Here is a 20,927-nt window from a genome sequence, read left to right on the forward strand (position 1 = left end):
GTTCATGTATTTCTCGGATGCGGCCTAGGGGCCGCGCCATCAGTTGTTTGCGAGCTGAGCCACTTCGCTGGATGAAACGAGCGCCTTCAGTGACGCATCAAACTGCTTCAGCGCGTTCAATTGGAGCTCGGTTTGCTGGTCGATCTGCGCGGCGATCTCCGGAGCTGCTTTGCCATGAACCCAGACCGAAGGCATTTGTTGTTCACGCGAGCCTTCGGCCTTGCCGATGTATTGCAGGTTCGAGTCGTAGAACTTGGCCATGAATCGCGCTTCAACCTGATTGTTGCGCTTTGACACCAGACGGCTGTAAGTGTCCAACATCACCACCACGTCAGGATGGGCTTGCACCAGCGCATCGAGGTTGTCGTAGACGGTCACCGAGGCGAACTCTTTCTGTAGCGAACCCATGAGCCAGTTGATCGCGAGTTTCGGATCGGAGCTGTTGACGAACGCGTTGCTAATGCGCGAATCGAGCGCAGGGTTCTTCGCGCCGTTCAGCGCTACCGAATGGTACTGCTCCAGGTATTCGAGGGTGTTGACGGTGTTTTCGCTATAGAGCACACCCACCGATTGGGCATGCTGCAGGCCAGTGCTGCTGTCAGCCATCGGTAGAAAATGGCAGGACTGTTCGGCCGCGTAGACCGGCACGGTGGCGGCAACGCTGCCGGTCAATACGGCGACAAGAGTTAGCAGGGTAGAAATTCTCATCGCGCAGGTTCCTTCAGAAGCGGCTTCGGTATAGCGCCATCCTCCTCCTTTGCCGGCAAAACAGAACTTGCATTTCTTGATGATAACTATCGACTGAACGAATGGTGGAAAGCCGCGGGTGGCATGGGCTGACGATCGCGCCGGTCTGCTACAGGCACAACCATCTCTTAATCTGAACGCCAGCTTATCCCTTCGACAAACCCTTGCTCCGAGGCCACAAGCAGTCGAACAGGGACATCGCAAACTTCCTGAGGAACAAGTAATCAACTTGGGGAGAGTTGATCATTGGGCCTGCTTCTCAGGTAAATGGGTATCCAGTTTCATTAGACCACTACAGGAAGACTCGTGTTGCGGCCCAGACTAGACGCCTCGGTCAGTTTTTCCGACAGAAGCAGTACACGAAATTTTGAGTCGTTCCAAACGGGGTATGGTGTTCTTCCTTCTCATGCCTGAGCAGTTCAAAAGGGGCTCCAAACTCATCATGCAGCTCATCGGCGGTATACCTTCTCACCGGTAAGCCACTGCACTGGGTCGGCCCATCTTCCGAAAACGTAGCCACAATCACGAAACCGCCGGGCTTAACACACTTCAAAACGGCTTCGACATAAGCTGCACGCTCAGCCTCATCAGTAAGGAAGTGAAAAACGGCTCTATCGTGCCAGACGTCATAGGACAGAGGAGGAAGCTGAACCTTCGTTATGTCTCCTTCTATCCATTTAACATCATTGGCATGCATGCCTAATCGCTGCTTTGTGGTCGCTAGAGCCGCCTCTGACAGGTCAAGGACACTCAGATGGGTAAATCCTTGCTCAATCAGGTCGTCTACCAGCGTGGAGGCGCCGCCTCCTACGTCGATTATTTCCGCCGATGAAGACACACCTGTCTGTTGGATCAGCCGCAGGGAGCTTGCCGCATGCTCCTGATACCAGCTCACACCATCGGTTGGCTTGCTGGAGTAGACCTTGTCCCAATGCTCTTTCGACTGCACAAAAGTGCCCTCTTTTGTAGCTCAATGAGTAATTCATAATCGCACAAATCTTGAATTCTTCACCTCAAAGACCGTTGATCTTGACTAGACCACGAGCAAGACGTCCAGCGAATGTGAACTGCAAGCCATAGCGAAGCCAACCGCTCACTACGGATTGTGCTCGATGCGCTGTTACTGGGAGCCCGACTTCGCAGAGTCGAACTGAGTAATGTGCTGAACATGGACAGGGGCGTAGCGCCTATGCGCTCAGTGCTCTGGCGGGCAGCATTCACGTTGCTGCTGGATCGGCGGACACTTCACCGAGCCGAACGAACAGAACACACAGCAGTCACCCGCATTAGGGCGTAACAGCGCCTTGCAGTTGCTGCATTCGTAGAAAAACTGGCAAGCGTTCGTAGGCATGGTTTCCAGCTTCGCAAAACCGCATTGCGGGCAGGTCAGCACGGACTCAAGAACGATGGTGTTCATTAACGCCTCACTTGTGGACAGTCGAGGGGTAACCCGCGTTTGTGGTTGCCTTGGTCAGTGCTTCGGGCTGGGACAGGTCAGCGTCATAGGTGACGGTGGCTGTCTTCTTGTCGAAATCGACCTTGACCGCGCTCACTCCAGAGACTTTTTCCAGCGATTTTTTGACCGTGATCGGGCACAGCTCACACGTCATGTTCTGTACATCGAGCGTGACCGTCTGGGGAGTCGCAGCCAGCACCGCGAAGGGGATGGCGGTCAGCATGGCCATTAGTAGTTTGCGCATGGGGAACTCCTAGTAAAACAGTGGAGCCAGTGACGGTACGGCAAGTAGAGCGAGTAACAGTGTGGCAACGATCCAGAATGTGAGCCGTTGACGCTTGATTATTCGAGCATCGGCGCACGGCGTACCCGGTGCGCAGACTTGTGGCGCCACATAGAGCTTGCGGAATGCCAGGCCAAGGAACAGCAGCGTTAACCCTATAAATAGAGGCCGGTATGGCTCCATTGCTGTCAAGTTTCCTACCCATGCTCCGCCGATGCCGAGTGCTAGCAATATGAGGGGGCCAACACAGCACACCGACGCGCCGATAGCGGCTAGTACGCCGGCGATCAACGAGCCTTTCCCGGTGAGTTGCATCCTATTCACGCCTTAAATTTGATAGCCCATATATCATTCTAGATCCCGTACTTAGGTACGGAGACAAGGAGTATGTAATGGTGACAGGTTTGCCGGGGTTACTCCGACCATAAGCACGCAGCCATGCCGGACTGAAAAAACGCGGCCAGAGGACATACCAGCATTGGTGCTTTAGCTGGATAGGTTTTCGAGCACATATTCGGCTGCGGCCAAATCCTGCGCACCAATACCAACGAGTTTTACCACCGTGATATCTGCACTCTTCGTGCGTCCAATCTTGTGCCCAGCCAACACCTCACCTATTTCCCCCGCTACGCTCTCAGGACGGTATTGTCCTTGTTGAATGGCGCGTAAAACATCTCCGTTCGAAACCGTCGTCTCGATCGAATCTACGAAGACCCGAGCACGTTGCAATGCCACGGCGTCTAACTCGCACTTGGTCGGATCGTCTGCGCCAACGGCTGTTATGTGCTGCCCTTCGCGTAACCATTCCCCTCGTACCAGTGGTTCCCTGGAGAGCGTCGCAGTGATGAGCACATCGGTGCTGCGAACTGTTTGCTCCAGGTCGCTGGCCACACGAATTTCGACATTGGGCAACCTCTCAATCAGGCGGTTTTTCAGAGCGTTGGCTTTGTCTGCGTTGCGTCCCCAGATCAGCAGTGTCTCGAATGGGCGCTCGCGATAAAGAGCTTGCGGCTGCCAATATGCCTGCACACCCGATCCGAGAACGGCTGCTGTTTTGATTCGGGTTGGCGCGAACGCTCGAGCAGCTAGCGCACCCGCTGCGGCAGTGCGTATGTCCGAGAGGTAATGTTCTTCATTGAGCAATGCAAGCGTATGCCCCGTGTCTGCGTCGAAGACTCCAATAAATCCCCCTTGGGGCTGGCCCCGTTCGAGGTTGACCTTAAACCAGGGTGAAACCTTGACGATGTACACGCGATGTCCGCGTAAGGTTCCGGTTTTGATGACAACATCACCCAACTCTGGTGTAGCGGCGGGAAACATTACGATCAAGCCGTTCTCGGCCTGCTTAGCGCTGGATTCCTGAAAGGCGCGGGAAACAGGTTCGATTAAGTCCTCAAATTTCACAAGTGCCCGAAGTTCATCGGCGTTTATTACGCGAACACTCATGGCAGCACCTCCAGCGTGCCACGCCCAACGAAGGCAACGTCCCCGCCGACCTTAACCGTAGTGACTGCGCTGCTGCTGCCTTCGGGCTTCACACGAAGCACACTCGGGCGCCCAGTGAAGCGCCCCTGATGAAGCGTGAATATTTCACCAGGTCTAGCCAAACCATGTTTTAAACGGTACGCACCGATAACTCCTGCGGCGCTGCCGGTGGCGACATCCTCCATAATCCCGTCATTGTTCCAGTGCCGAACTTCGAGCGCCGTCTCGTCGAGCAGTACCGCAAATTGCGCGCCTACGTCTAATAACAGTTCAGTGATGTCCGCCACGATACGCGCACGTTCAAGCACGTCGGCTTGAACTGGCACAACCAAATAGCGCAGGCCCGTACTGACCACCTCCATAGGAAGGTCGGCATGTAAATCGCTGAGTTCCAGGTTAAACGCTTGAGCGATTACATCGCGGTCACATACCGAACCGAGGAATTGCGGAGCTCCCTGATCGAGCAGACCGTAGAAGCCGCGATCAGTACGTTCGGTGGTAACGCTGACAGTTTTGCTTGGCAAGATCACTTGCCAGGTTTGGCGCACGGCCTTCTTTGTGGAATCGAAAAGCGTTGCCGCTGCCCCGATGATGGGATGACCCGCAAAAGGTAACTCTCCGAACAAATCAAAGACTCGAGCGCGAACCGTCTGAGGGTGTTCGGTCTGCTCAAGAAAAATCGCTTCGAAGTGTCGTAGTTCTTGCGTAATACGTAGCATCTGCTCGGAACTCAAGCCTCGAGCATCGGGGATGACCGCAAGACTGTTCCCGCTGTATGGAGTAGAGCTGAAAACATCAACGTGAATGAATTCAATGGTCATGGTGATCCTTCACAGCTCTTTAAGGTCTTGGGAGAATTGCGTGATTGCTACCTCATTACGTCGGTAAAACACCCAGCCTTTTTTACGTGTCGCAATAAGCAACTGAGCATCAGTTAGAAGCGTCAGATGACGTGAAGCAGTGGCAGCCGCAACGCCGAGCTTCTCGCGGATGTAATCGGCGCAGACGCCGTCAGCCTCAAAGTCGCCATCCACTTGCGGCGGGAAATGCGTCACGGGCTCTTTGAGCCATTCGAGAACACGAAGACGTGGCTCGCTGGCCAATGCCTTAAGCACAACAAGATAACTCATCATAATCCAGCCTTTTAGTCATTTCGCATAATTGCTAAATAATAACCGTCGCGCCGAGTAAGTCAATGCTGACGAGCATGCCATTCAATCCGAGCACTTTAATCCGAGCTCGACATTGGCTCGTCCACCTCACGAAAGGATTCCAATGGTGCTGATCAGTATCGAAGAAGCGGACACAAGCTCCGGCTGGCTTGTCGTGATCGACGCGTGGCGCGTCAGATTTCGTAACTATGCGGAGGCCGAAGCCTTCGTGGAAAAGCTGAAAGATCGCATAAATGCACCACACCCCTTGCCTATCAGCATCAACAGGCCTGTAGCGCAGCCGTCTTGAGGAATGATCTCGGACGCCCCAACAAATGCGTCATCATTTTGTAACCAGTCGACAGCAATACTCACCCTACACAACGCGGGCTCTTTTTTTTTGCTGCCATCTAAGGCAGCTTTTTTTTGCCTGATAGTTTTGGCAGCTGCTGCGCCAGATCTACCAATTGAGCCTCGGCTTTTTCAAGGGCGGAGGTAGCAGAAGATAACCAGGTCTGCTCCAGCGGCCGCAGGTCGGTTTCGACCAGCGCTTTTTGACACCACTGATAGTGGTCATGCCAAGAGCCCAATGCTGATTGCAGCTCCTTTAGCGATCTAGCTGCATCCCTCGACAAGGGAGATAACTCGGGGAACGCTTCGGTCAGATAACGGGTTCGTTTGACCAGGATTCTCAATTCGTGCCGATCGAATTGCACGTCATCCACGGCAGCATGTAATCGATCAATCTGCTTTCGAAGCGTTTTCTTGATTTGAGGCTGAATAGGCTTCAACCCGCCATTGATCTCAACCAAGCGAAAGCGCGACGGCCAATCATCCAGTTGAATCAGCAGGTTCTTGATGGACGAGCCTTTAACAATTTCGTCGTAGCTTGAGCCTAATCGAGACGCTCTGGATTGCGCCTGCTTCACAAAGCCTCTCTCCTCCAGCTCTTGAATCATCACCTCCAGGTCGCGGGCCGGTGTCGTCTGCCTTCCGACCTCTGCCGCAGCATCGCCCAGAGCTACAACTTCATTCATTGACCGAAATGGCTTCAACAAACTCCTGATCCGTCTGACGGCTATCCTCAGATCGTGCAACGCTTCGCTGTCGGTACGGGATTCCAAGCGAGCGTGCGCGTGATACACAGCGACCTGAAGGGTCAATATCTCCGCCACGAACTTGTCCACAAATGACATTCAGTGAGATCCCATTGAGAGGTTGTGCGATGAGGTTAGCAGAGGCCTGGAGCCCTACCAGCACCTGCACAGGGATCAAAAAGTGCTTTCCGGTTCGATTGCATCTCTTCAAATTCAACGATCTACCCACGAAAACAACACGTCCAGGGCTCCCTGCGCTGCCTACAGGGGAGACTTGCCGACTACAACGCGTGTGCACCGTAGCCATCTGTCCCTTCGAGCGTCGACGCAGCCACCGAAAGGGTCTCTGCAATCATTGATACGCTTCTGGTGGGATTTAAGGCCAATCCGATACTCGGCCCGTTGGCCGACCAACTGAAATCTCAATATCTCGACGCGATTCAACACCAGGTTGCTTCAGCTCAAGGAGGGTGAAATGACAGAACCCCAGCGTTGTTGGAAGGCCTGCTTGGCTTTAGAGATTTGCCATTAATCTGATATCGCCCGCCTGCCTTATTTCTGTCACACAAGCCCCGTAGCGTTCCATCGCCAACACGCTAGAGGGTGATCTTATGAACGCAGAGTGCCGGAAAAGAATTCGACGTTTAACTGCGAACACAGGCTCACGGAAGAGAATGATCGGCGCACCATGGAGGAATCAAATGCCGATGATGCCAACGGCTGAGTACAGAGCTGCGCTATTGCAACGATATCCAGTAGGGCTGATAGACGATGCTGAACTCGAAGCATTGCTGAAAAGCTGGCCCCATCGTGCCATCGCGCACCGAAATCTTGCGTAGGCCAATCTGGCCGGAATTGGTATCGCGTGGATACCGGAATACCACGTGACCGAGCACGTGCGCGCGGGGCGACTGGTGCACCTGCTTCCCGAGTGGAGCCCGCTACTACCGGGGTGCCGTGTCCATTACCCCGCGAATCGTCATCCGCCGTTGGCACTCAAATTATTCATGCAAGTTGTGCGTGAATGGGAGAACCGACGGAGGGAAAAGAACTAAATCCTCAGGCAGAAATGGATCGATTGCAGCCCTTCGATACAGGCAGCAATCGGCCAGAAGCCAACATTCGATCTTCATTTATTGGCCCGATATCCGAGGCAATACCTAAGTCCATATCACCTCAACGTATCCAACGAAAAGGGCCCTCGAAGGGCCCTTTTGTACTCAAAACGAATTACTTGGTCAGCCAGGACTCGACGTCATCCGGGCCAAATTTCAATGCCTTCGGCCCTTGGTGATAGGCAACTGGTACTGGAAGCGGTACGTTGATGCCAACCATACCTACCTTGATGTTGTCAGAGAAATAACGAGCAGCTTCACCATCTCTCGTAATGACTGTTCAACGGATCGATAGGCCCCCACGACAATCCGGGCATCACGTAATGATCTGGGTGAAGCCAACATGAAAACGGTCACGGCCTTTTTCACCTGTCTGCTCGCTGCCAGCGTGTGCGCGGCGACGAGCACCTGTGCAAATGCTGCGCCCCCTTCGCCAATCTTCAAGACCAGCTTCGACTGCGCCAAGGCAAGGGCATCCGTCGAAAAGCTTGTCTGTCGCGATCCGCAACTGGCGCAGATGGATATCGAACTGACGCGTCTTTATCGCCTGGCACTCACGGATGAACATTCAGTACCGCGTCCAGACAAAGTCATGATCGACCAGCAGTTCTGGATCGAGGCCCGCAATCAGTGTGCCTCCGAGCCTGCGCCCAAGGCGTGCGCGATCCGAAGTTATGCCGAGCGCGCGTACCAGCTACGCCTAGGCTCGGCAATTGTGAGAACCAAGGATCCAGACAGACTCACCGAAGGCCCCCTGGCTTTTCGTTGTACAGGGTTTAATGCACTGATTGCCGCCACCTTCTTTAGCACGCAGCCTGGTGTGGTGTATCTGAAATGGGCGAACACCTCGATCACCCTAAGCCAAGTGCCGAGTGATTCGGGAACCCAATACACTGGCAAGGATTACCTGGGGAACTACAGCTTCTGGCAAAACGACAACGTGATCCTTTTCCAGAAGCCAGGCTCAGGGGAAATGAGTTGTACGGCCGAGCCGGTCGGCTGATTGCTCTGGCGCAAGTACGGTAAAGTCGTCTCGGCTAGGCCAGATCAAGAACTTTCAAAAGGACCGCAAAGAGGATGTATAGCAAAACCATCGATGCCAACAGCCCGCGCGAGATGATGCCCTTTCGGAAAGCCAGGAACATGATGCCCACACCTAGCAGAGTGATGACTCCCGCCAAAACCAGCGACTTGTCCAGCGCCCAAGGAGTGAAGAACAAACCGAATGCAGTGGGCACTGTGGCTTGAATCATCATGGCGCCACTGATGTTGGCCAAGGCCAGTCGGTGCTTGCCCTGGCGAACCCAGATGATGGCATTCAGTGTCTCGGGTAATTCGGTCGCAATTGGGCTGAGCAACAGGGCCAGCAGTTGTGGGTGAATACCCAGCATTGGACCCAGGGCATCGAGCTGTCCAACAAAGAAGTGAGAAGCCGCAAAGATAACCGCCAATGCGATAAGCGTTTGAGTCACCGCAGCCGACGTCGACGGAGTCGCTTGGCCTGGCGATAGTTTCAGGGGCTCAAGCTCATGCTCTTCTTCATCCTGCTCAGCACGCATTTCCTTCCAGAAATACGCAGCATAGGCAGCCAGGAAAAGAACACCCAGCCAAGGTTTGTAGGCGAACACGACAAGACCGAGCGCGATCTTCGCCACAAAGATCGTGAGGAACCATCCTTGATCACGGCTGAGTCGTTTGAAGTCCTTGCGGATCGCCTCGGTATTCGCCAAGCGCTGACGACACACCAAGAGTGTCACACCCACCACCGCATAGGCGATTGTAGCCAGGACCAAAGGGCCGCCAAGTGCAGCACCGACACCGAGGGACTTCTGCTCTGGCGTGTCGCCAAACACAACGGCAATGAACGTGATTACACTTTCGGGTAACGCCGTACCGAAGGCCGCCAGAATGGAGCCCGTGGCCTGCTGCCCGACCGCAAGTTTGCGACCGACCCACTCGACGCCATTGACGAAGTATTCACAAGCCAGATAGATGACAACCGCGGAGCCCAACAGCAACGCAAACGTCATGGGCATTGAATGCATGAGAAAACCTGAGGGGTCGGACACAAGAGCCAATGGTTCAGACACCCGCGTCCGACCCACAGACAGGTATCTTCACCAATGGTCTTGCCAAGTCATACGACCGGTCACACGCCATGGCTTGCGAGCCAAGTATGTTGACGTGACCCCTTCCGGAAACGAAGGCGGCTACTCCCCAAGGGAGCGGCGATCCTAAAGATGAAGCACACATGCGTCAACGGCTTAGTTGCGAGCCTTCAAACTCAGGACCTTATTATTTTGTTGCAGGCTTATATATAGCTAGAGCAGGCGGTACTTTAAGCGCTCGACACAAATATTTGTAACATGTTATATCTAAAAAGCGCTTCAGCATAATTTTCTGAATGAACGCTGAACACTATCCATCGAGCGGGTTACAGCAAAAGCAATCCCTCTTACTCTTGTTCCTGAAGTAATCCGTTGGGGGTTGTCCAACAGTCTTGAGTGGTAATTCTTATATAGGAGGTAATCAAAAAACAGTGTGTTCACACCGGCGATGCCTGAATCCAGATCGGCCCCGCCCTGGTTTATTTAATGTTGCAGTATCTCGTTCGGCGAGGCTCCTATACAAACACAGGTCACTGATCTGACGACGTCGAGAGACGCCCAAGGTTAAGACAGGCTCTATCGGATTAAGGTTTAGCCCAAGTGACTTCCGGCCGGATTGGCCCGGATACGTTGTACAGTGCCGAAACTTAGACGTGGAGATCGCTTTCTGCACTCTCTTCTCTGGTTTACGCCCCTATGTGAGAACTGTTTGTGGTCAAAACAGCTACGGGGACTACCTCAAATGTCAATTACAAGCGCTACCCCTCCTACCCTCAAAGACATCCGCCTGAAAGACACGGTGGTGTCTTATATGAGCCCTCTCCTCATCACCGTGACCGGCAGCATGACGGTCAGTCAGGCCAGGGAGCATCTGCTCAAGCAACTGCCGGACGATGATATCCCGGCTCACATCTTTGTCACCGACCCGCGCAGCGCTTTGCATGGCCAGCTGTCGGTCAAGAAACTGCTCACCGAGAAAAGCACGGACCTTTGCGTCCGCGAACTGATGATGCCTATCCGCTTTTCGGTTTCGCCGAATCAACTGCGGCGCGACATCGTGCCGGAGCTGATCGAGAAAGGCGTGGACATCGTTCCTGTCGTCAGCGAAGGCCGGCTGCTGGGTGTGTTGTATGAGAAAGAAATCGCGGCGCTGATTCAAGACGAAGGCACCGACGACGCCCAACGCCAAGGCGCCAGCCTGCCGCTGGAAACGCCCTATCTCAGCACCAGCCCGTGGAGTTTGTGGAAAAAGCGCTTGCCGTGGCTGTTGCTGCTGTTCCTCGCTGAAGCCTACACCAGCACCATTTTGCAAGTATTCGAAGAGCAGCTCGAAGCCGCTATCGCCCTGGCCTTCTTCATTCCGTTGCTGATCGGCACCGGCGGCAACAGCGGTACGCAGATCACCTCCACCCTGGTGCGAGCCATGGCCTTGGGCGAAGTCAGCCTGAGAAATGTCGGCACGGTGCTGCGCAAGGAAGTGACCACCTCCTTCATGATCGCGCTGGCCATCGGTATCGTGGCCTGGATTCGGGCATGGATGCTGGGAGTGGGATCGGAAATCGCCATGGTGGTCTGCCTGACACTGGTCGCCATCACCATCTGGAGCGCAGTCGTTTCGTCCATCATCCCGATGCTGTTAAGAAAGATGCGCATTGATCCGGCAGTGGTCTCGGCCCCCTTCATCGCCACCTTTATCGACGGTACCGGCCTGGTCATCTATTTCAACATTGCCAAACTGGTGATGACTGACCTGCCGGTTTAAGCCGAAACCACCCTCTGTTAAATGGCGGAAGGCAGCGGGAGTCGAACCTGCCCGGGAACGGCTGCCGCCCCCAACCGGGTTTGAAGCCCGGCCGCGCCACCGGGCGCGATTGCCTTCCTTGAAGTCAGTCCTCGGGGTGCTGTGCCAGAGCGTTGTCCGCACGAATGCGGCGCTGGTCGCCAAGCCGTCGGGTCAAGCCGATCCGGTCGAAGAACTCGAGAATCTGGATGCTGCGTTTGCGACCGATCCCTACCTTGTCGCGAAACACCGCCGCCTGAATCACCGGGTTGTCGGTCACCAGTTGCATCAGCATAGTCGCCAACTGGCGCACCGTAGCGTCCACGTAAAACAGGTCACGAACGACCTGGTGAACACGCCCTAATCTGGCCATCTTGCGCAGCAGCAAGCGCACGGCAGCTTCGTCATATCCAACGGTGCTGGCCAGGTTGCGGACCCAGGGTGGATCGAAGCCTGCCTGTTCGAACAGTGGCTGCAAGCGTTGCCACAGGACCTCGTCTTCTTCGCTCAGTCGCACCTGGTGTTCGGGTAAATGCAGCCACGGTCCACTGGTGGCAATGGCGCCGCTGGACAGCAGTTCGTCGAGCAGGCTGATGAATGTCGGTCGGTCCAGCGGTGTGGCTGCGAACCTGCGCAAGCGATCTCGGTCTGGCCCCAGCTCGTCCGGTTCAAGCTGATGAAAGCGAGCCAGGTGCTCCAGCAATGAAGCTTTCAGCGCCTCCCAACGTACAGTGTTGAACAATAACGGACCTTGGCGCGTAGCAATGACACGGACATCTGCCGGTAATTGCCAGGTGCTGCGCAGTCGATTGAACTGACGCTCCAGACGCAATGGGTCGAGCCCGCTGTCACTATTGGCAAGCAGTACTGGCAGTATTTGCTCCAGACTTTCGCTTGCGGCCAGGGTTTGCAACTGCATCAGTCTGGTCGGACTGCGGCGCTGGCGGGCCGGTGCAAACGGGTCGAGCACCCGCCCGCCGCCGAGGGTGCGCCGCGCGCTCTGGTCGCGCAAAACCAGATGGTCGCCATGCACCGCCTGCAACGGCGTGTTCAGCAACAGTTGCGCGAACATCCGCTCACCCGGTTCCAGGCGTGTGCCCTCCAGTAATGCGACCCGGGCGGTGACGTCCTGAGTGCCCAGATGCACGTGCACCGGGCTGAAATGTTCGAAGGCGCGTGGTTCGCTGGCCAGCAACTGCATCTCGATGTCCAGGCGCTGCGTAGGCGCGAACAGCCACTCGGCCAATAACCAGTCACCACGGTGGATTTGTTCCAGGGCCAGGCGCTCGGCACTCAGGTTCAACGCCACCCGCTGCCCGGCCCAGGCCTCGACAACGACGTGGTTCTGCGCATGCAAACTCCGCACTCGCACAGGCTTGCCTGTCCGGCCCAACAGGAGTGTATCGCCCACCTTGACCTGCCCGGCCAACGCTGTGCCGGTGACCACAATACCGGCTCCGGCTACGCTGAAGGCGCGGTCGATTGCCAAACGGAATCCTCCGCAGGCGCTGCGCTGTCGGACCTCACGCTGGGCGGCCAGCAATGCCTGGCGCAACGCCTCAATGCCCTCCCCGGTCAGGCTCGACACAGTGAACTGCGGCGCGCCGTTATAGGACCCTGGCGCCAGCAACGCGGCGACCTGGGCTTGTACCGACTGCACTCGGGCGGGCTCGACCCGGTCACATTTGCTGATCACGACCAGCAAATGGGGGATGCCCAGTAGCTCGACGATTGCCAAATGCTCGCGGGTCTGGGGCATGACCCCGTCATCGGCAGCCACCACCAGCAACACCAGATCAATGCCTTGAGCGCCAGCGAGCATATTGTGAATGAAACGCTCGTGACCGGGCACGTCGATAAAACCGGTCAGGGCCGCACCGGGTTCCAACGGTGCATAAAGAAACCCCAGGTCGATGGTGATGCCGCGCTCGCGTTCTTCCCGGCGCCGGTCACCGGCCTGCCCCGTCAGGGCTTCGAGCAACGCTGTTTTTCCGTGGTCGATGTGTCCGGCGGTGCCGACGATCACCTTGCCTCCCCCACCCCTTGCAGCAGGTCCAGTTGAGCGAGCCAGGCCGCCTCGTCGTCCAGTTGGCGCAGGTCCAGCCACAGGGCATCGTCGTCGATACGACCGATCACCGGAATGGGCAAGGCTCGCAAAGCTGCCTCCAGAGCATGCAGCTGCCGTCCGCGCAAGCGTTTAGACACGTGTGGACGCAGGCTCAGAGCGGCGCTTGGCAAGCGTGCAATCGGTTGGCTGCCGCTGCCAATCATGCCCAGTGCCGGCAGCGCGGCTACCCCCCAGCCATCGCCCAGTACGCGCGCCAACAACGGACGCAGGCGCTCGGCCTGAGCAAGGATCTCGGCTTGCGGGCGGGTGAGCAGGCGTAGACTGGGCAGACGCTCGGCCAATCGGTCGGGGTCGCGATACAGCCCCAGCACGGCTTCGAGGGCGGCCAGGGTCAGTTTGTCCACTCGCAAGGCGCGCTTGAGCGGGTTCTTTTTGATCCGGGCGATCAGGTCCTTGCGACCGACAATCAATCCCGCCTGAGGACCACCGAGTAACTTGTCACCGCTGAAGGTGACGATATCGGCCCCGTCGGCCAGCGCCTGACGCACTGTAGGTTCGGCGGGCAGGCCCCAGCGGGTCAGGTCCAGCAGACTGCCGCTGCCCAAATCTTCAAGCAATGGCAGTCCGTGTCGGTGAGCCAGTTGCGCCAGTTCGGCGGTCGGTACCTGGGCCGTAAAGCCCTGAATGCTGTAATTGCTGGTGTGTACGCGCATCAACAAGCCACTGCGCGGGCCGATGGCGGCTTCGTAGTCTCGGGCATGGGTGCGGTTGGTGGTGCCGACTTCGTGCAGCTTGACGCCGGCCCGAGCCATGATGTCGGGAATGCGGAATGCACCGCCGATTTCGATCAATTCGCCACGGGAGATGATGCCCTCTTTGCGCGCTCCCAGACTGTTGAGCGCGAGCAACACGGCAGCAGCATTGTTGTTGACTACCGTTACCGCCTCGGCACCAGTCAGCTCGCGTATCAGGCCTTCGATCAGATCATCGCGATCACCGCGCTTGCCACTTTCCAGATCGAATTCCAGATTGAGCGGATAGCGGGCAGCCTGTTGCACTGCTTCGATCGCTTCCTCGGGCAACAGCGCCCGACCGAGGTTGGTATGCAGCACCGTGCCGGTGAGGTTGAACACCCGTCGGACCCGACTGCGGTGTTGGATTGCCAGGCGCTCGCCTGCCCTCCCCGCCAATACATGAGCCGTGAGTTCAATGGCGTCAAGCTGGCCTAGTTGAACCGGTTCGCGCAGGTCATCGAGCAACTGTCGCAGGGTGGTGAGCAAGGCATCGCGGCCATAACGTTCGGCCAGCGGCTGGCAAGCGGGGCTGCGTAGCAGGCTATCGATTGAGGGCAAGCGCGTGGGGACGGTGGCGAGTCTTGCGGGCATCAAGGGCTCCCTGAAACGGTTGACCGTCGCGGGAGCGGAATTAAACAGTTTCCTGCTCCGGGAAACCTGAGTGTAGCCGCTGCGATCAATCTCCCCCAGGCGTCAGCATCAGGTTCGGCGCCAGGCGTTGGTAGCCTTCCAGATCCAGGCGCATGTCCAGCGTCAAGCTCGCCAGATCCGCCGAGAGAGCTTCAGCTTCAGCGTCATTTTCCAGGTAGAGCAGTTTCAGATAGCTGTTGCAGCCGGGGCAGATTTCAGCCCGCAACGGCGCCTGATTGGCGGTATGGCGATCATCCTCGAAACTGACGTAATTGAGCCCCTTGCTCTGCTCGCAGTAGACGCATTTGACCCGCACCACATGCCATTCGCAGGCACACAGCGAACACACCAGATAACGCAGCCCGTTGTACTTGCCCCGCTGGTGAATCACCCCGGCCATGGCCGGCGAACCGCAGGCCGGGCATTGGCCAAGGCTGGCGCAAGGCTTCAGTTCGCAAGCCGGCATGCTGAGCAACCAGTGGCTCCATGCCGCCTGCAAGGCCGCGCCGAGAAACGGCACCAGTGCCGCCGGCAGTCCCGCGTACTGGCCGCTGAGCAAGGCAATCGCCCAGACTTTGCGCTGCCCGACGCTGGCGTTGTGCAAGGTTGCCACGGCATTTTTCACTGCAGATCGCGGCGGTGCCTGGTAACGCCGCAGCAAGACTTCCAGGTACGGTAGCCAGCCGTCTTCGCGCACCAGACTGTCGGCGGCCAGCGGTGGCAAACCATGTTCCTGGCACAACAACAGGCGTTCGGGGGCTGGGGCTGGAGTCAGTGGCGGCTCGTCCAACAGGCTCTGCTGGACGTGGCACAGACCGGCGACCAGACGCAGGTAGTCGGCCAGTGGATGCCCGCTGGCCAACTGTTCCAGTCGTGCGGCACGCAAGCTGAACAGGTTGTGCGGCGGCAGGCGCAGGAACGGCGGTGTGCTCGCCGATGCTTCGATCTGGCCGGGCTCGAGTATCGTGCTCAAGGCATCATCCTTTTTTGCTTATCGGGCGGTCGGGTGTCTCGTCGCGCGTCACCTCGCGGTACCAGAGAGCATGGTGTTTCTTCGCCCAAGCGCGGCTGACCCAGCCATGCAGCATCGCGCTGACCGAGCCCTTGATCCAGATGCCCGCATAGATGTGCACGATGATACTCAGCACCAGCACGAACGCCGCCAGGGCATGCAACAGCATCGCCAGGCGAATCGAAGTGATACCGAAGTATTGGCTGAAATAAGCCCGCCAGATCACCACCCCGCTCAGCAGCAGTACCAGCATGCAGGCCAGCAGGGTCCAGAACAGCAGCTTCTGCCCGGGGTTGTATTTGCCGATTGGCGGTACGCCCTCCTCCTCGTTGCGCATCACCCGATCGATCCGCTTGAGCCACAGGCGGTCGTTGGCGATAAAAAAATTGGCCCGCCAGAAGCTGATGACCAGCCCCATGAAAAACACGAACATCAGCACGCCCATGAAAGGGTGCAGGATGCGCGTCCAGGGCCCGCCGCCGAATAGCTGGCTGAGCCAGAACAGCGACGGGTGGAACAGTGCCAGACCCGACAGGGCCGCCATGAAGAATAGAATCGCCACCAGCCAGTGGTTGGTGCGCTCGTTGGCGTTATAGCGCTGAATCGTTTTGTCTTTCATGGTCGTTTTCCCTCCTGCGATCCAGGCGTGTTCGGGTCATAGACATGCACGGCCGGGTCGACTTCGTGCACGCTGGAGTCCTTGCCGGGAGGGTGTTCGTCTTCCTCGACGCGCTGCGGGCCGATGCGCACGTAGTGGAAGAATCCCGCCAGCACCGCTGCCCCCATGGCCAACAACGCCAGGGGTTTGCTCACGCCTTTCCACAGTCCTACCAATGGACTGATCACCGGCTGATTCGGCAAACCGGCGTACAACGATGGCTGGTCGGCGTGGTGCAGCACGTACATCACGTGGGTGCCGCCGACTCCGGCGGGATCGTACAGACCGGCGTTCTCGAAGCCCCGTGACTTGAGGTCAACGATACGTTCGGCGGCATGCTCTTTCATGTCCTCCTTGCTGCCAAACACGATGGCTCCGGTCGGGCAGGTCTTGACGCAAGCCGGCTCCAGCCCTACCGCCACCCGGTCCGAGCACAGCGTGCACTTGTAGGCCTTGTGGTCCTTCTGCGAAATGCGCGGAATGTTGAAGGGGCAGCCGGTGATGCAATAACCGCAGCCGATGCAATGGTCCTGGTCGAAGTCGACAATGCCGTTGGCGTGTTTGATGATCGCACCGGGACTTGGGCACGCTGCGAGGCAGCCAGGTTCGGCGCAGTGCATGCAGCCATCCTTGCGGATCAGCCATTCCAGGTTGCCGGCGTCGGTTTCGTGCTCGGTGAAACGCATCAGGGTCCAGGTCTCGGCGCTGAGGTCCTGAGGGTTGTCGTAGGTGCCGTGGTTGTGACCCACCTCGTCGCGCAATTCATTCCATTCCGAACAGGCCACCTGGCACGCCTTGCAACCGATGCACTTGGTAGTATCGATCAGCTTGGCGACTTCCTCCTGTTGACGTACCGAGGGTGGCAAGGTGGTGGTGGCCGAACGGGCAATGATGTCTTGGTTGGCCATCAGATTTTCTCCACGTTGACCAGGAATGACTTGGATTCCGGGGTCTGTGTATTGCCGTCACCGAGAAACGGCACCAAGGTGTTTGTCAGGTAGCCATGCCGGGTTGCCCCGGTGAAGCCCCAGTGCAACGGGATGCCAATCTGGTGCACGGTCTGGTTGTTGACCTGCAGCGGACGGATCCGCTTGGTCACCACCGCCACCGCCTCGATATGCCCACGCTTGGAGCTGACCCGCACCCGATCGCCGGCAGCAATGCCCTTCTCCTTGGCCAGGGCTTCACCAATCTCGACGAACTGCTCGGGCTGGGTGACGGCATTGATGGGGCAATGCTTGGTCCAGAAGTGGAAGTGCTCGGTCAGCCGGTAGCTGGTGGCGGCATAGGGGAAGTCCTTGGCCGTCCCGAGGCTCTCCCAGACCGAATCGAAGATGCGCCCGGCCGGGTTGCTGGTCGCCTTTTTGTTGGTGGGATGCAGCGGGTTGATGCCGATAGGCGTTTCGAACGGTTCGTAATGCTCCGGGAATGGTCCTTCGTTCATCTTGTCGAGGGCGAAGAAACGCGCCACCCCTTCGGGGTTCATGATGAAAGGGTTCATGCCTGCTTCCGGCGGCACGTCGGCCTTGTAGTCGGGCACATCGGTGCCGCCCCAGGTCTTGCCGTTCCACCACACCAGGCGCTTTTTCGGATCCCAGGGTTGCCCCTTCGGGTCGGACGAGGCGCGGTTGTAGAGAATGCGCCGGTTCATCGGCCAGGCCCAGGCCCATCCCAGGTTCTGCTTCATCCCGAAAGGGTCGCTATTGTCGCGGCGAGCCATCTGGTTGCCCTGCTCGGTCCAGCTGCCGCAGAAGATCCAGCAGCCGGACGCCGTGCTGCCGTCATCCTTGAGCTGGGCGAAACCGGACAACTGTTGTCCGGCCTTGAGCGTCGTACCCGTGGCATCGGTAACGTCGGCAATCGCGTAGCCGTTGAACTCCTTGGCAAGCTCTTCCGGCGTAGGATCGTCGGGCACCTTGTAGGGCCAGCTGAGCTTGAGAATCGGTTCGGCGAAGGCACCGCCGTCAGCCTGGTAGCGCTGACGCAAACGGATGAACAGATCGCTCATGATCTTTATGTCGGTGCGCGATTGCCCCGGGCCGTTGGCGCCCTTCCAGTGCCATTGCAGCCAGCGGCCGCTATTGACCAGTGAACCGTCCTCTTCGGCGAAACAGGTGGTGGGCAGGCGGATGACTTCGGTCTGGATGCTGGCCGTTTCGACATCATTGTAAGGCCCGACATTACGCCAGAACTCCGAGGTCTCGGTGGCTAGCGGGTCCATCACCACCAGCCATTTGAGTTTGGCCAACGCGGCCATCACACGGTTCTTGTCAGGCAAGGCGGCGATGGGATTGAAGCCCTGGCAGACGTAGCCGTTGACCTGCCCCTTGGACATCATGTCGAACACTTTCAATATGTCGTAGCCGGGGATGTCGAGCTTGGGCAGCCAGTCGTAGCCCCAGTGGTTGTCGGCGGTGGCGTTGGCGCCGTACCAGGCCTTCATCAGGCTGACGTGGAACTTGCCGTAGTTCTGCCAGTAGGACAATTGCCCGGGCCGTAACGGTTTGAGCGCTCGCTTGGCGATGTAGGTGTCGTAGTCCTGCTCGGCATCGCCCGGCAGGGTCAGGTAGCCGGGCAGCAGGTTCGACAGCAGCCCAAGGTCGGTCAGGCCCTGGATGTTGGAGTGCCCGCGCAGGGCATTGACGCCCCCGCCCGGCATGCCGACGTTGCCCAGCAGCAGTTGCACCATGGCCGCACTGCGAATCATCTGTGAGCCGGTCGAGTGCTGGGTCCAGCCCAGGGCATAGAGGATCGTCATGGTCTTGCCCGGTTGCGAGCAGGTGGCGATCTCTTCCCAGATCGTCTTCATGGCGTCTTGCGGCATGCCGCAGATCTGGCTGGTCAGCTCCAGGGTGTAGCGGCTGTAGTGCTGCTTCATCAACTGGTAGACGCAACGCGGGTGTAGCAGGGACGGATCGACTTTGGCGAAACCGTCCTCGCCGATTTCATAGCCCCAGCTGGACTTGTCGGTGTAGGTGCGCTTGGCCGCATCGTAGCCGGTAAACAGCCCGTCCTCGAAGCCGAAGCCCTCCTTGACGATGAACGACACGTCCGTATAGGCATGCACATATTCGTGCTGGATTTTGTTTTCAGTGAGCAAATAGTTGATCAGACCGCCCATGAAGGCGATGTCGGTGCCGGTGCGAATCGGTGCGTAATAGTCGGCCACCGAAGCGGTACGGGTGAAGCGCGGGTCGATCACGATCAGTCGCGCGTGATTGTGCGCTTTGGCTTCGGTCACCCATTTAAAGCCACAGGGGTGGGCTTCGGCGGCATTACCGCCCATGACCAGGACCAGATTCGCGTTGGCGATATCGGTCCAGTGGTTGGTCATCGCACCACGGCCATACGTTGGGGCAAGACTTGCCACCGTCGGGCCATGTCAGACACGTGCCTGGTTATCGAACCCCAGCATGCCCAGACTGCGAACGACCTTGTGGGTCATGTACCCGGCCTCGTTGGAGGACGCCGAGGCGGCGAGAAAGCCCACCGAAAGCCAGCGGTTGACCGTCTGGCCCTGGGCGTTCTTCTCGATGAAGTTGGCGTCGCGATCGACCTTCATCAGGTCGGCGATGCGATCCAGCGCTTCATCCCAGGACACCCGCGTCCACTCCTTGCTGCCCGGCTTGCGCACCTGCGGATATTGCAGTCGGCTGGGGCTATGGACGAAGTCCAGCAGGCCTGCGCCTTTGGGGCAGAGCGTGCCGCGATTGACCGGGTGGTCGGCGTCACCTTCGATGTGGATGATGCTCTGGGTGACGTTCTTGGCCGCATCGCCCTGGCTATACATGATCAAGCCGCAACCCACCGAACAGTAGGGGCAGGTATTGCGGGTTTCATGGGTATGGGCCAGCTTGAAGTGGCGGACTTGTTCGGCGAAGGCTGGCGCTGGTGCCATGCCCAGCGCGGCCAGGCTGGAGCCTCCAAGGCCGATAGCGGCGACCTTGAAGAACTGACGACGGTTGAGGTCCATCGTGCACTCCTGATCAGGTGGAGTTACCCGGTATTTAGCCGGGAAATCTTGGACGATCACGGTGGCTGCAATACGGCCGCCGACACTTGAAACTTTAGTCAAGATTGCACGGGATGTAACGAAACCCGATCGTCGGCGGTGTACTCAGAGTCCCAGGACACCTGTGCGCTGTCAGCGATAATCCGGGACTTCGGAGTCCGGAACGGCATTGCCGCCTTTCCCGAGCACATCGTCCACCCAGCTCATAGCCGCAATGACCGTTGGGAAACCGATGGTGCTGGTCAGTGCGATCAGTGTGTGATGGATCTCCTCTGTCGTGGCGCCCGCCGCCAGAGCTCGTCGGGTATGACTGTGCACTGCGCCCTCCGAGCGAATGGCCGACGCTGCACTGAGCTGAATCAGCTGAATGGTTTTCTCGTCCAGCGGACCGGCATGATGCACCGCTGTACCCAAGGCCTCCATGGCACTGAAGTAATCAGGGTATAGATGTTTGAGGCGTTGGTACGTGTACGGGTTGTGATCGCTCTTGCTGTCCATCTTTCATCTCCTCGCGTTGACGGTTCGATTCAG

Annotated in this window: 21 protein-coding genes, 1 tRNA gene, 1 pseudogene and 2 riboswitches; of the genes and pseudogenes, 4 read left to right on the forward strand and 19 right to left on the reverse strand. The window is 57.8% G+C overall.

Annotated features, from left to right (window positions below):
- Positions 1-39: 39 nt before the first annotated feature.
- The 8 genes from ACIPIN_RS00725 to ACIPIN_RS00760 form a co-directional block, all read right to left on the reverse strand.
- Complete coding sequence (locus ACIPIN_RS00725; protein WP_401113918.1) at positions 40-708, reverse strand: ATPase; 669 nt, start codon at positions 706-708, stop codon at positions 40-42.
- 373 nt (positions 709-1,081) lie between these two features.
- Positions 1,082-1,696 carry a class I SAM-dependent methyltransferase gene (locus tag ACIPIN_RS00730; protein ID WP_401113921.1) on the reverse strand — a complete coding sequence of 205 codons (615 nt, stop codon included), beginning with the start codon at positions 1,694-1,696 and terminating at the stop codon, positions 1,082-1,084.
- Between the two features lie 246 nt (positions 1,697-1,942).
- Complete coding sequence (locus tag ACIPIN_RS00735; protein ID WP_401113927.1) at positions 1,943-2,164, reverse strand: GDCCVxC domain-containing (seleno)protein; 222 nt, start codon at positions 2,162-2,164, stop codon at positions 1,943-1,945.
- Positions 2,165-2,171: 7 nt separating this feature from the next.
- Positions 2,172-2,447, reverse strand: a complete 276-nt coding sequence (merP, locus tag ACIPIN_RS00740) for a mercury resistance system periplasmic binding protein MerP (protein WP_401113929.1) — start codon at positions 2,445-2,447, stop codon at positions 2,172-2,174.
- 9 nt (positions 2,448-2,456) lie between these two features.
- Positions 2,457-2,801 (reverse strand): mercuric transporter MerT family protein, encoded by a 345-nt coding sequence (locus tag ACIPIN_RS00745; protein WP_401113932.1) that lies wholly within the window; start codon positions 2,799-2,801, stop codon positions 2,457-2,459.
- A 171-nt stretch (positions 2,802-2,972) separates the two neighbouring features.
- Complete coding sequence (locus ACIPIN_RS00750) at positions 2,973-3,932, reverse strand: ornithine cyclodeaminase family protein (protein WP_401113934.1); 960 nt, start codon at positions 3,930-3,932, stop codon at positions 2,973-2,975.
- On the reverse strand, positions 3,929-4,792 hold the full coding sequence (locus ACIPIN_RS00755) for a PhzF family phenazine biosynthesis protein (protein ID WP_401113937.1): 864 nt from the start codon (positions 4,790-4,792) through the stop codon (positions 3,929-3,931). Before ACIPIN_RS00755 ends, ACIPIN_RS00750 begins: the two co-directional genes overlap by 4 nt.
- A gap of 9 nt (positions 4,793-4,801) precedes the next feature.
- Positions 4,802-5,101, reverse strand: coding sequence for an ArsR/SmtB family transcription factor (locus tag ACIPIN_RS00760; RefSeq protein ID WP_401113939.1), 300 nt, complete (start codon positions 5,099-5,101; stop codon positions 4,802-4,804).
- A gap of 145 nt (positions 5,102-5,246) precedes the next feature.
- On the opposite strand from ACIPIN_RS00760, the gene ACIPIN_RS00765 reads away from it, so the two are divergent.
- Positions 5,247-5,432, forward strand: coding sequence for a hypothetical protein (locus ACIPIN_RS00765; protein WP_401113942.1), 186 nt, complete (start codon positions 5,247-5,249; stop codon positions 5,430-5,432).
- Between the two features lie 100 nt (positions 5,433-5,532).
- On the opposite strand, the gene ACIPIN_RS00770 is transcribed toward ACIPIN_RS00765, so the two are convergent.
- The gene (locus ACIPIN_RS00770; RefSeq protein ID WP_401113944.1) at positions 5,533-6,318 is read right to left on the reverse strand and encodes a CHAD domain-containing protein; all 786 of its coding nucleotides are present in this window, start codon (positions 6,316-6,318) and stop codon (positions 5,533-5,535) included.
- A 755-nt stretch (positions 6,319-7,073) separates the two neighbouring features.
- On the opposite strand from ACIPIN_RS00770, the gene ACIPIN_RS00775 reads away from it, so the two are divergent.
- On the forward strand, positions 7,074-7,274 hold the full coding sequence (locus ACIPIN_RS00775; protein WP_401114685.1) for a LysR substrate-binding domain-containing protein: 201 nt from the start codon (positions 7,074-7,076) through the stop codon (positions 7,272-7,274).
- A 208-nt stretch (positions 7,275-7,482) separates the two neighbouring features.
- Here the strand turns inward: ACIPIN_RS00775 and ACIPIN_RS00780 are convergent.
- Positions 7,483-7,611, reverse strand: a pseudogene (locus ACIPIN_RS00780) (hypothetical protein); the annotation flags it as partial.
- A 66-nt stretch (positions 7,612-7,677) separates the two neighbouring features.
- On the opposite strand from ACIPIN_RS00780, the gene ACIPIN_RS00785 reads away from it, so the two are divergent.
- Positions 7,678-8,337, forward strand: a complete 660-nt coding sequence (locus tag ACIPIN_RS00785) for an MliC family protein (protein WP_401113947.1) — start codon at positions 7,678-7,680, stop codon at positions 8,335-8,337.
- 34 nt (positions 8,338-8,371) lie between these two features.
- Here ACIPIN_RS00785 and ACIPIN_RS00790 read toward each other — a convergent pair whose 3' ends face one another.
- Positions 8,372-9,364 carry a sodium:calcium antiporter gene (locus ACIPIN_RS00790; protein ID WP_401113949.1) on the reverse strand — a complete coding sequence of 331 codons (993 nt, stop codon included), beginning with the start codon at positions 9,362-9,364 and terminating at the stop codon, positions 8,372-8,374.
- 29 nt (positions 9,365-9,393) lie between these two features.
- Positions 9,394-9,558, reverse strand: a riboswitch (yybP-ykoY riboswitch).
- A 375-nt stretch (positions 9,559-9,933) separates the two neighbouring features.
- A riboswitch (M-box (ykoK) riboswitch) is annotated at positions 9,934-10,108 on the forward strand.
- A gap of 145 nt (positions 10,109-10,253) precedes the next feature.
- Here ACIPIN_RS00790 and ACIPIN_RS00795 point away from each other — a divergent pair.
- Entirely contained in the window at positions 10,254-11,204 is a 951-nt protein-coding gene (locus ACIPIN_RS00795; protein WP_401113952.1) for a magnesium transporter, read from the forward strand.
- Between the two features lie 22 nt (positions 11,205-11,226).
- Here ACIPIN_RS00795 and ACIPIN_RS00800 read toward each other — a convergent pair.
- The 8 genes from ACIPIN_RS00800 to ACIPIN_RS00835 all read right to left on the reverse strand — a co-directional run bounded on the left by ACIPIN_RS00800 (position 11,227) and on the right by ACIPIN_RS00835 (position 20,894).
- Positions 11,227-11,322, reverse strand: a tRNA-Sec gene (locus ACIPIN_RS00800).
- A gap of 6 nt (positions 11,323-11,328) precedes the next feature.
- Entirely contained in the window at positions 11,329-13,248 is a 1,920-nt protein-coding gene (selB, locus tag ACIPIN_RS00805) for a selenocysteine-specific translation elongation factor (RefSeq protein ID WP_401113954.1), read from the reverse strand.
- The gene (gene selA, locus ACIPIN_RS00810) at positions 13,245-14,675 is read right to left on the reverse strand and encodes an L-seryl-tRNA(Sec) selenium transferase (protein WP_401113957.1); all 1,431 of its coding nucleotides are present in this window, start codon (positions 14,673-14,675) and stop codon (positions 13,245-13,247) included. Before selA ends, selB begins: the two co-directional genes overlap by 4 nt.
- A gap of 85 nt (positions 14,676-14,760) precedes the next feature.
- Positions 14,761-15,687: a formate dehydrogenase accessory protein FdhE gene (gene fdhE / locus ACIPIN_RS00815; RefSeq protein ID WP_401113960.1), complete on the reverse strand. Its 927-nt coding sequence runs from the start codon at positions 15,685-15,687 to the stop codon at positions 14,761-14,763.
- 4 nt (positions 15,688-15,691) lie between these two features.
- The gene (locus tag ACIPIN_RS00820) at positions 15,692-16,345 is read right to left on the reverse strand and encodes a formate dehydrogenase subunit gamma (RefSeq protein WP_401113962.1); all 654 of its coding nucleotides are present in this window, start codon (positions 16,343-16,345) and stop codon (positions 15,692-15,694) included.
- Positions 16,342-17,292 (reverse strand): formate dehydrogenase subunit beta, encoded by a 951-nt coding sequence (gene fdxH / locus ACIPIN_RS00825; RefSeq protein WP_401113965.1) that lies wholly within the window; start codon positions 17,290-17,292, stop codon positions 16,342-16,344. Before fdxH ends, ACIPIN_RS00820 begins: the two co-directional genes overlap by 4 nt.
- On the reverse strand, positions 17,292-20,357 hold the full coding sequence (fdnG, locus tag ACIPIN_RS00830) for a formate dehydrogenase-N subunit alpha (RefSeq protein WP_401113968.1): 3,066 nt from the start codon (positions 20,355-20,357) through the stop codon (positions 17,292-17,294). The genes fdxH and fdnG overlap by 1 nt, the downstream gene beginning before the upstream one ends.
- 171 nt (positions 20,358-20,528) lie before the next feature.
- Positions 20,529-20,894, reverse strand: a complete 366-nt coding sequence (locus tag ACIPIN_RS00835) for a carboxymuconolactone decarboxylase family protein (RefSeq protein WP_401113971.1) — start codon at positions 20,892-20,894, stop codon at positions 20,529-20,531.
- Positions 20,895-20,927 lie beyond the last annotated feature (33 nt).

It is taken from the genome of Pseudomonas sp. NPDC087697, assembly GCF_044743155.1.
In the GTDB taxonomy this organism is placed as follows: Bacteria; Pseudomonadota; Gammaproteobacteria; order Pseudomonadales; family Pseudomonadaceae; genus Aquipseudomonas.

Coding starts and splice junctions, on each gene's coding strand:
- ACIPIN_RS00835 (WP_401113971.1), bottom strand. CDS start 20,894: ATGGACAGCAAGAGCGATCACAACCCGTACACGTACCAACGCCTCAAA.
- ACIPIN_RS00725 (WP_401113918.1), bottom strand. CDS start 708: ATGAGAATTTCTACCCTGCTAACTCTTGTCGCCGTATTGACCGGCAGC.
- ACIPIN_RS00760 (WP_401113939.1), bottom strand. CDS start 5,101: ATGAGTTATCTTGTTGTGCTTAAGGCATTGGCCAGCGAGCCACGTCTT.
- ACIPIN_RS00795 (WP_401113952.1), top strand. CDS start 10,254: ATGAGCCCTCTCCTCATCACCGTGACCGGCAGCATGACGGTCAGTCAG.
- selA (WP_401113957.1), bottom strand. CDS start 14,675: ATGCCCGCAAGACTCGCCACCGTCCCCACGCGCTTGCCCTCAATCGAT.
- merP (WP_401113929.1), bottom strand. CDS start 2,447: ATGCGCAAACTACTAATGGCCATGCTGACCGCCATCCCCTTCGCGGTG.
- fdxH (WP_401113965.1), bottom strand. CDS start 17,292: ATGGCCAACCAAGACATCATTGCCCGTTCGGCCACCACCACCTTGCCA.
- ACIPIN_RS00735 (WP_401113927.1), bottom strand. CDS start 2,164: ATGAACACCATCGTTCTTGAGTCCGTGCTGACCTGCCCGCAATGCGGT.
- ACIPIN_RS00765 (WP_401113942.1), top strand. CDS start 5,247: ATGGTGCTGATCAGTATCGAAGAAGCGGACACAAGCTCCGGCTGGCTT.
- ACIPIN_RS00750 (WP_401113934.1), bottom strand. CDS start 3,932: ATGAGTGTTCGCGTAATAAACGCCGATGAACTTCGGGCACTTGTGAAA.
- ACIPIN_RS00755 (WP_401113937.1), bottom strand. CDS start 4,792: ATGACCATTGAATTCATTCACGTTGATGTTTTCAGCTCTACTCCATAC.
- ACIPIN_RS00790 (WP_401113949.1), bottom strand. CDS start 9,364: ATGACGTTTGCGTTGCTGTTGGGCTCCGCGGTTGTCATCTATCTGGCT.
- ACIPIN_RS00820 (WP_401113962.1), bottom strand. CDS start 16,345: ATGAAAGACAAAACGATTCAGCGCTATAACGCCAACGAGCGCACCAAC.
- ACIPIN_RS00745 (WP_401113932.1), bottom strand. CDS start 2,801: ATGCAACTCACCGGGAAAGGCTCGTTGATCGCCGGCGTACTAGCCGCT.
- ACIPIN_RS00770 (WP_401113944.1), bottom strand. CDS start 6,318: ATGTCATTTGTGGACAAGTTCGTGGCGGAGATATTGACCCTTCAGGTC.
- ACIPIN_RS00785 (WP_401113947.1), top strand. CDS start 7,678: ATGAAAACGGTCACGGCCTTTTTCACCTGTCTGCTCGCTGCCAGCGTG.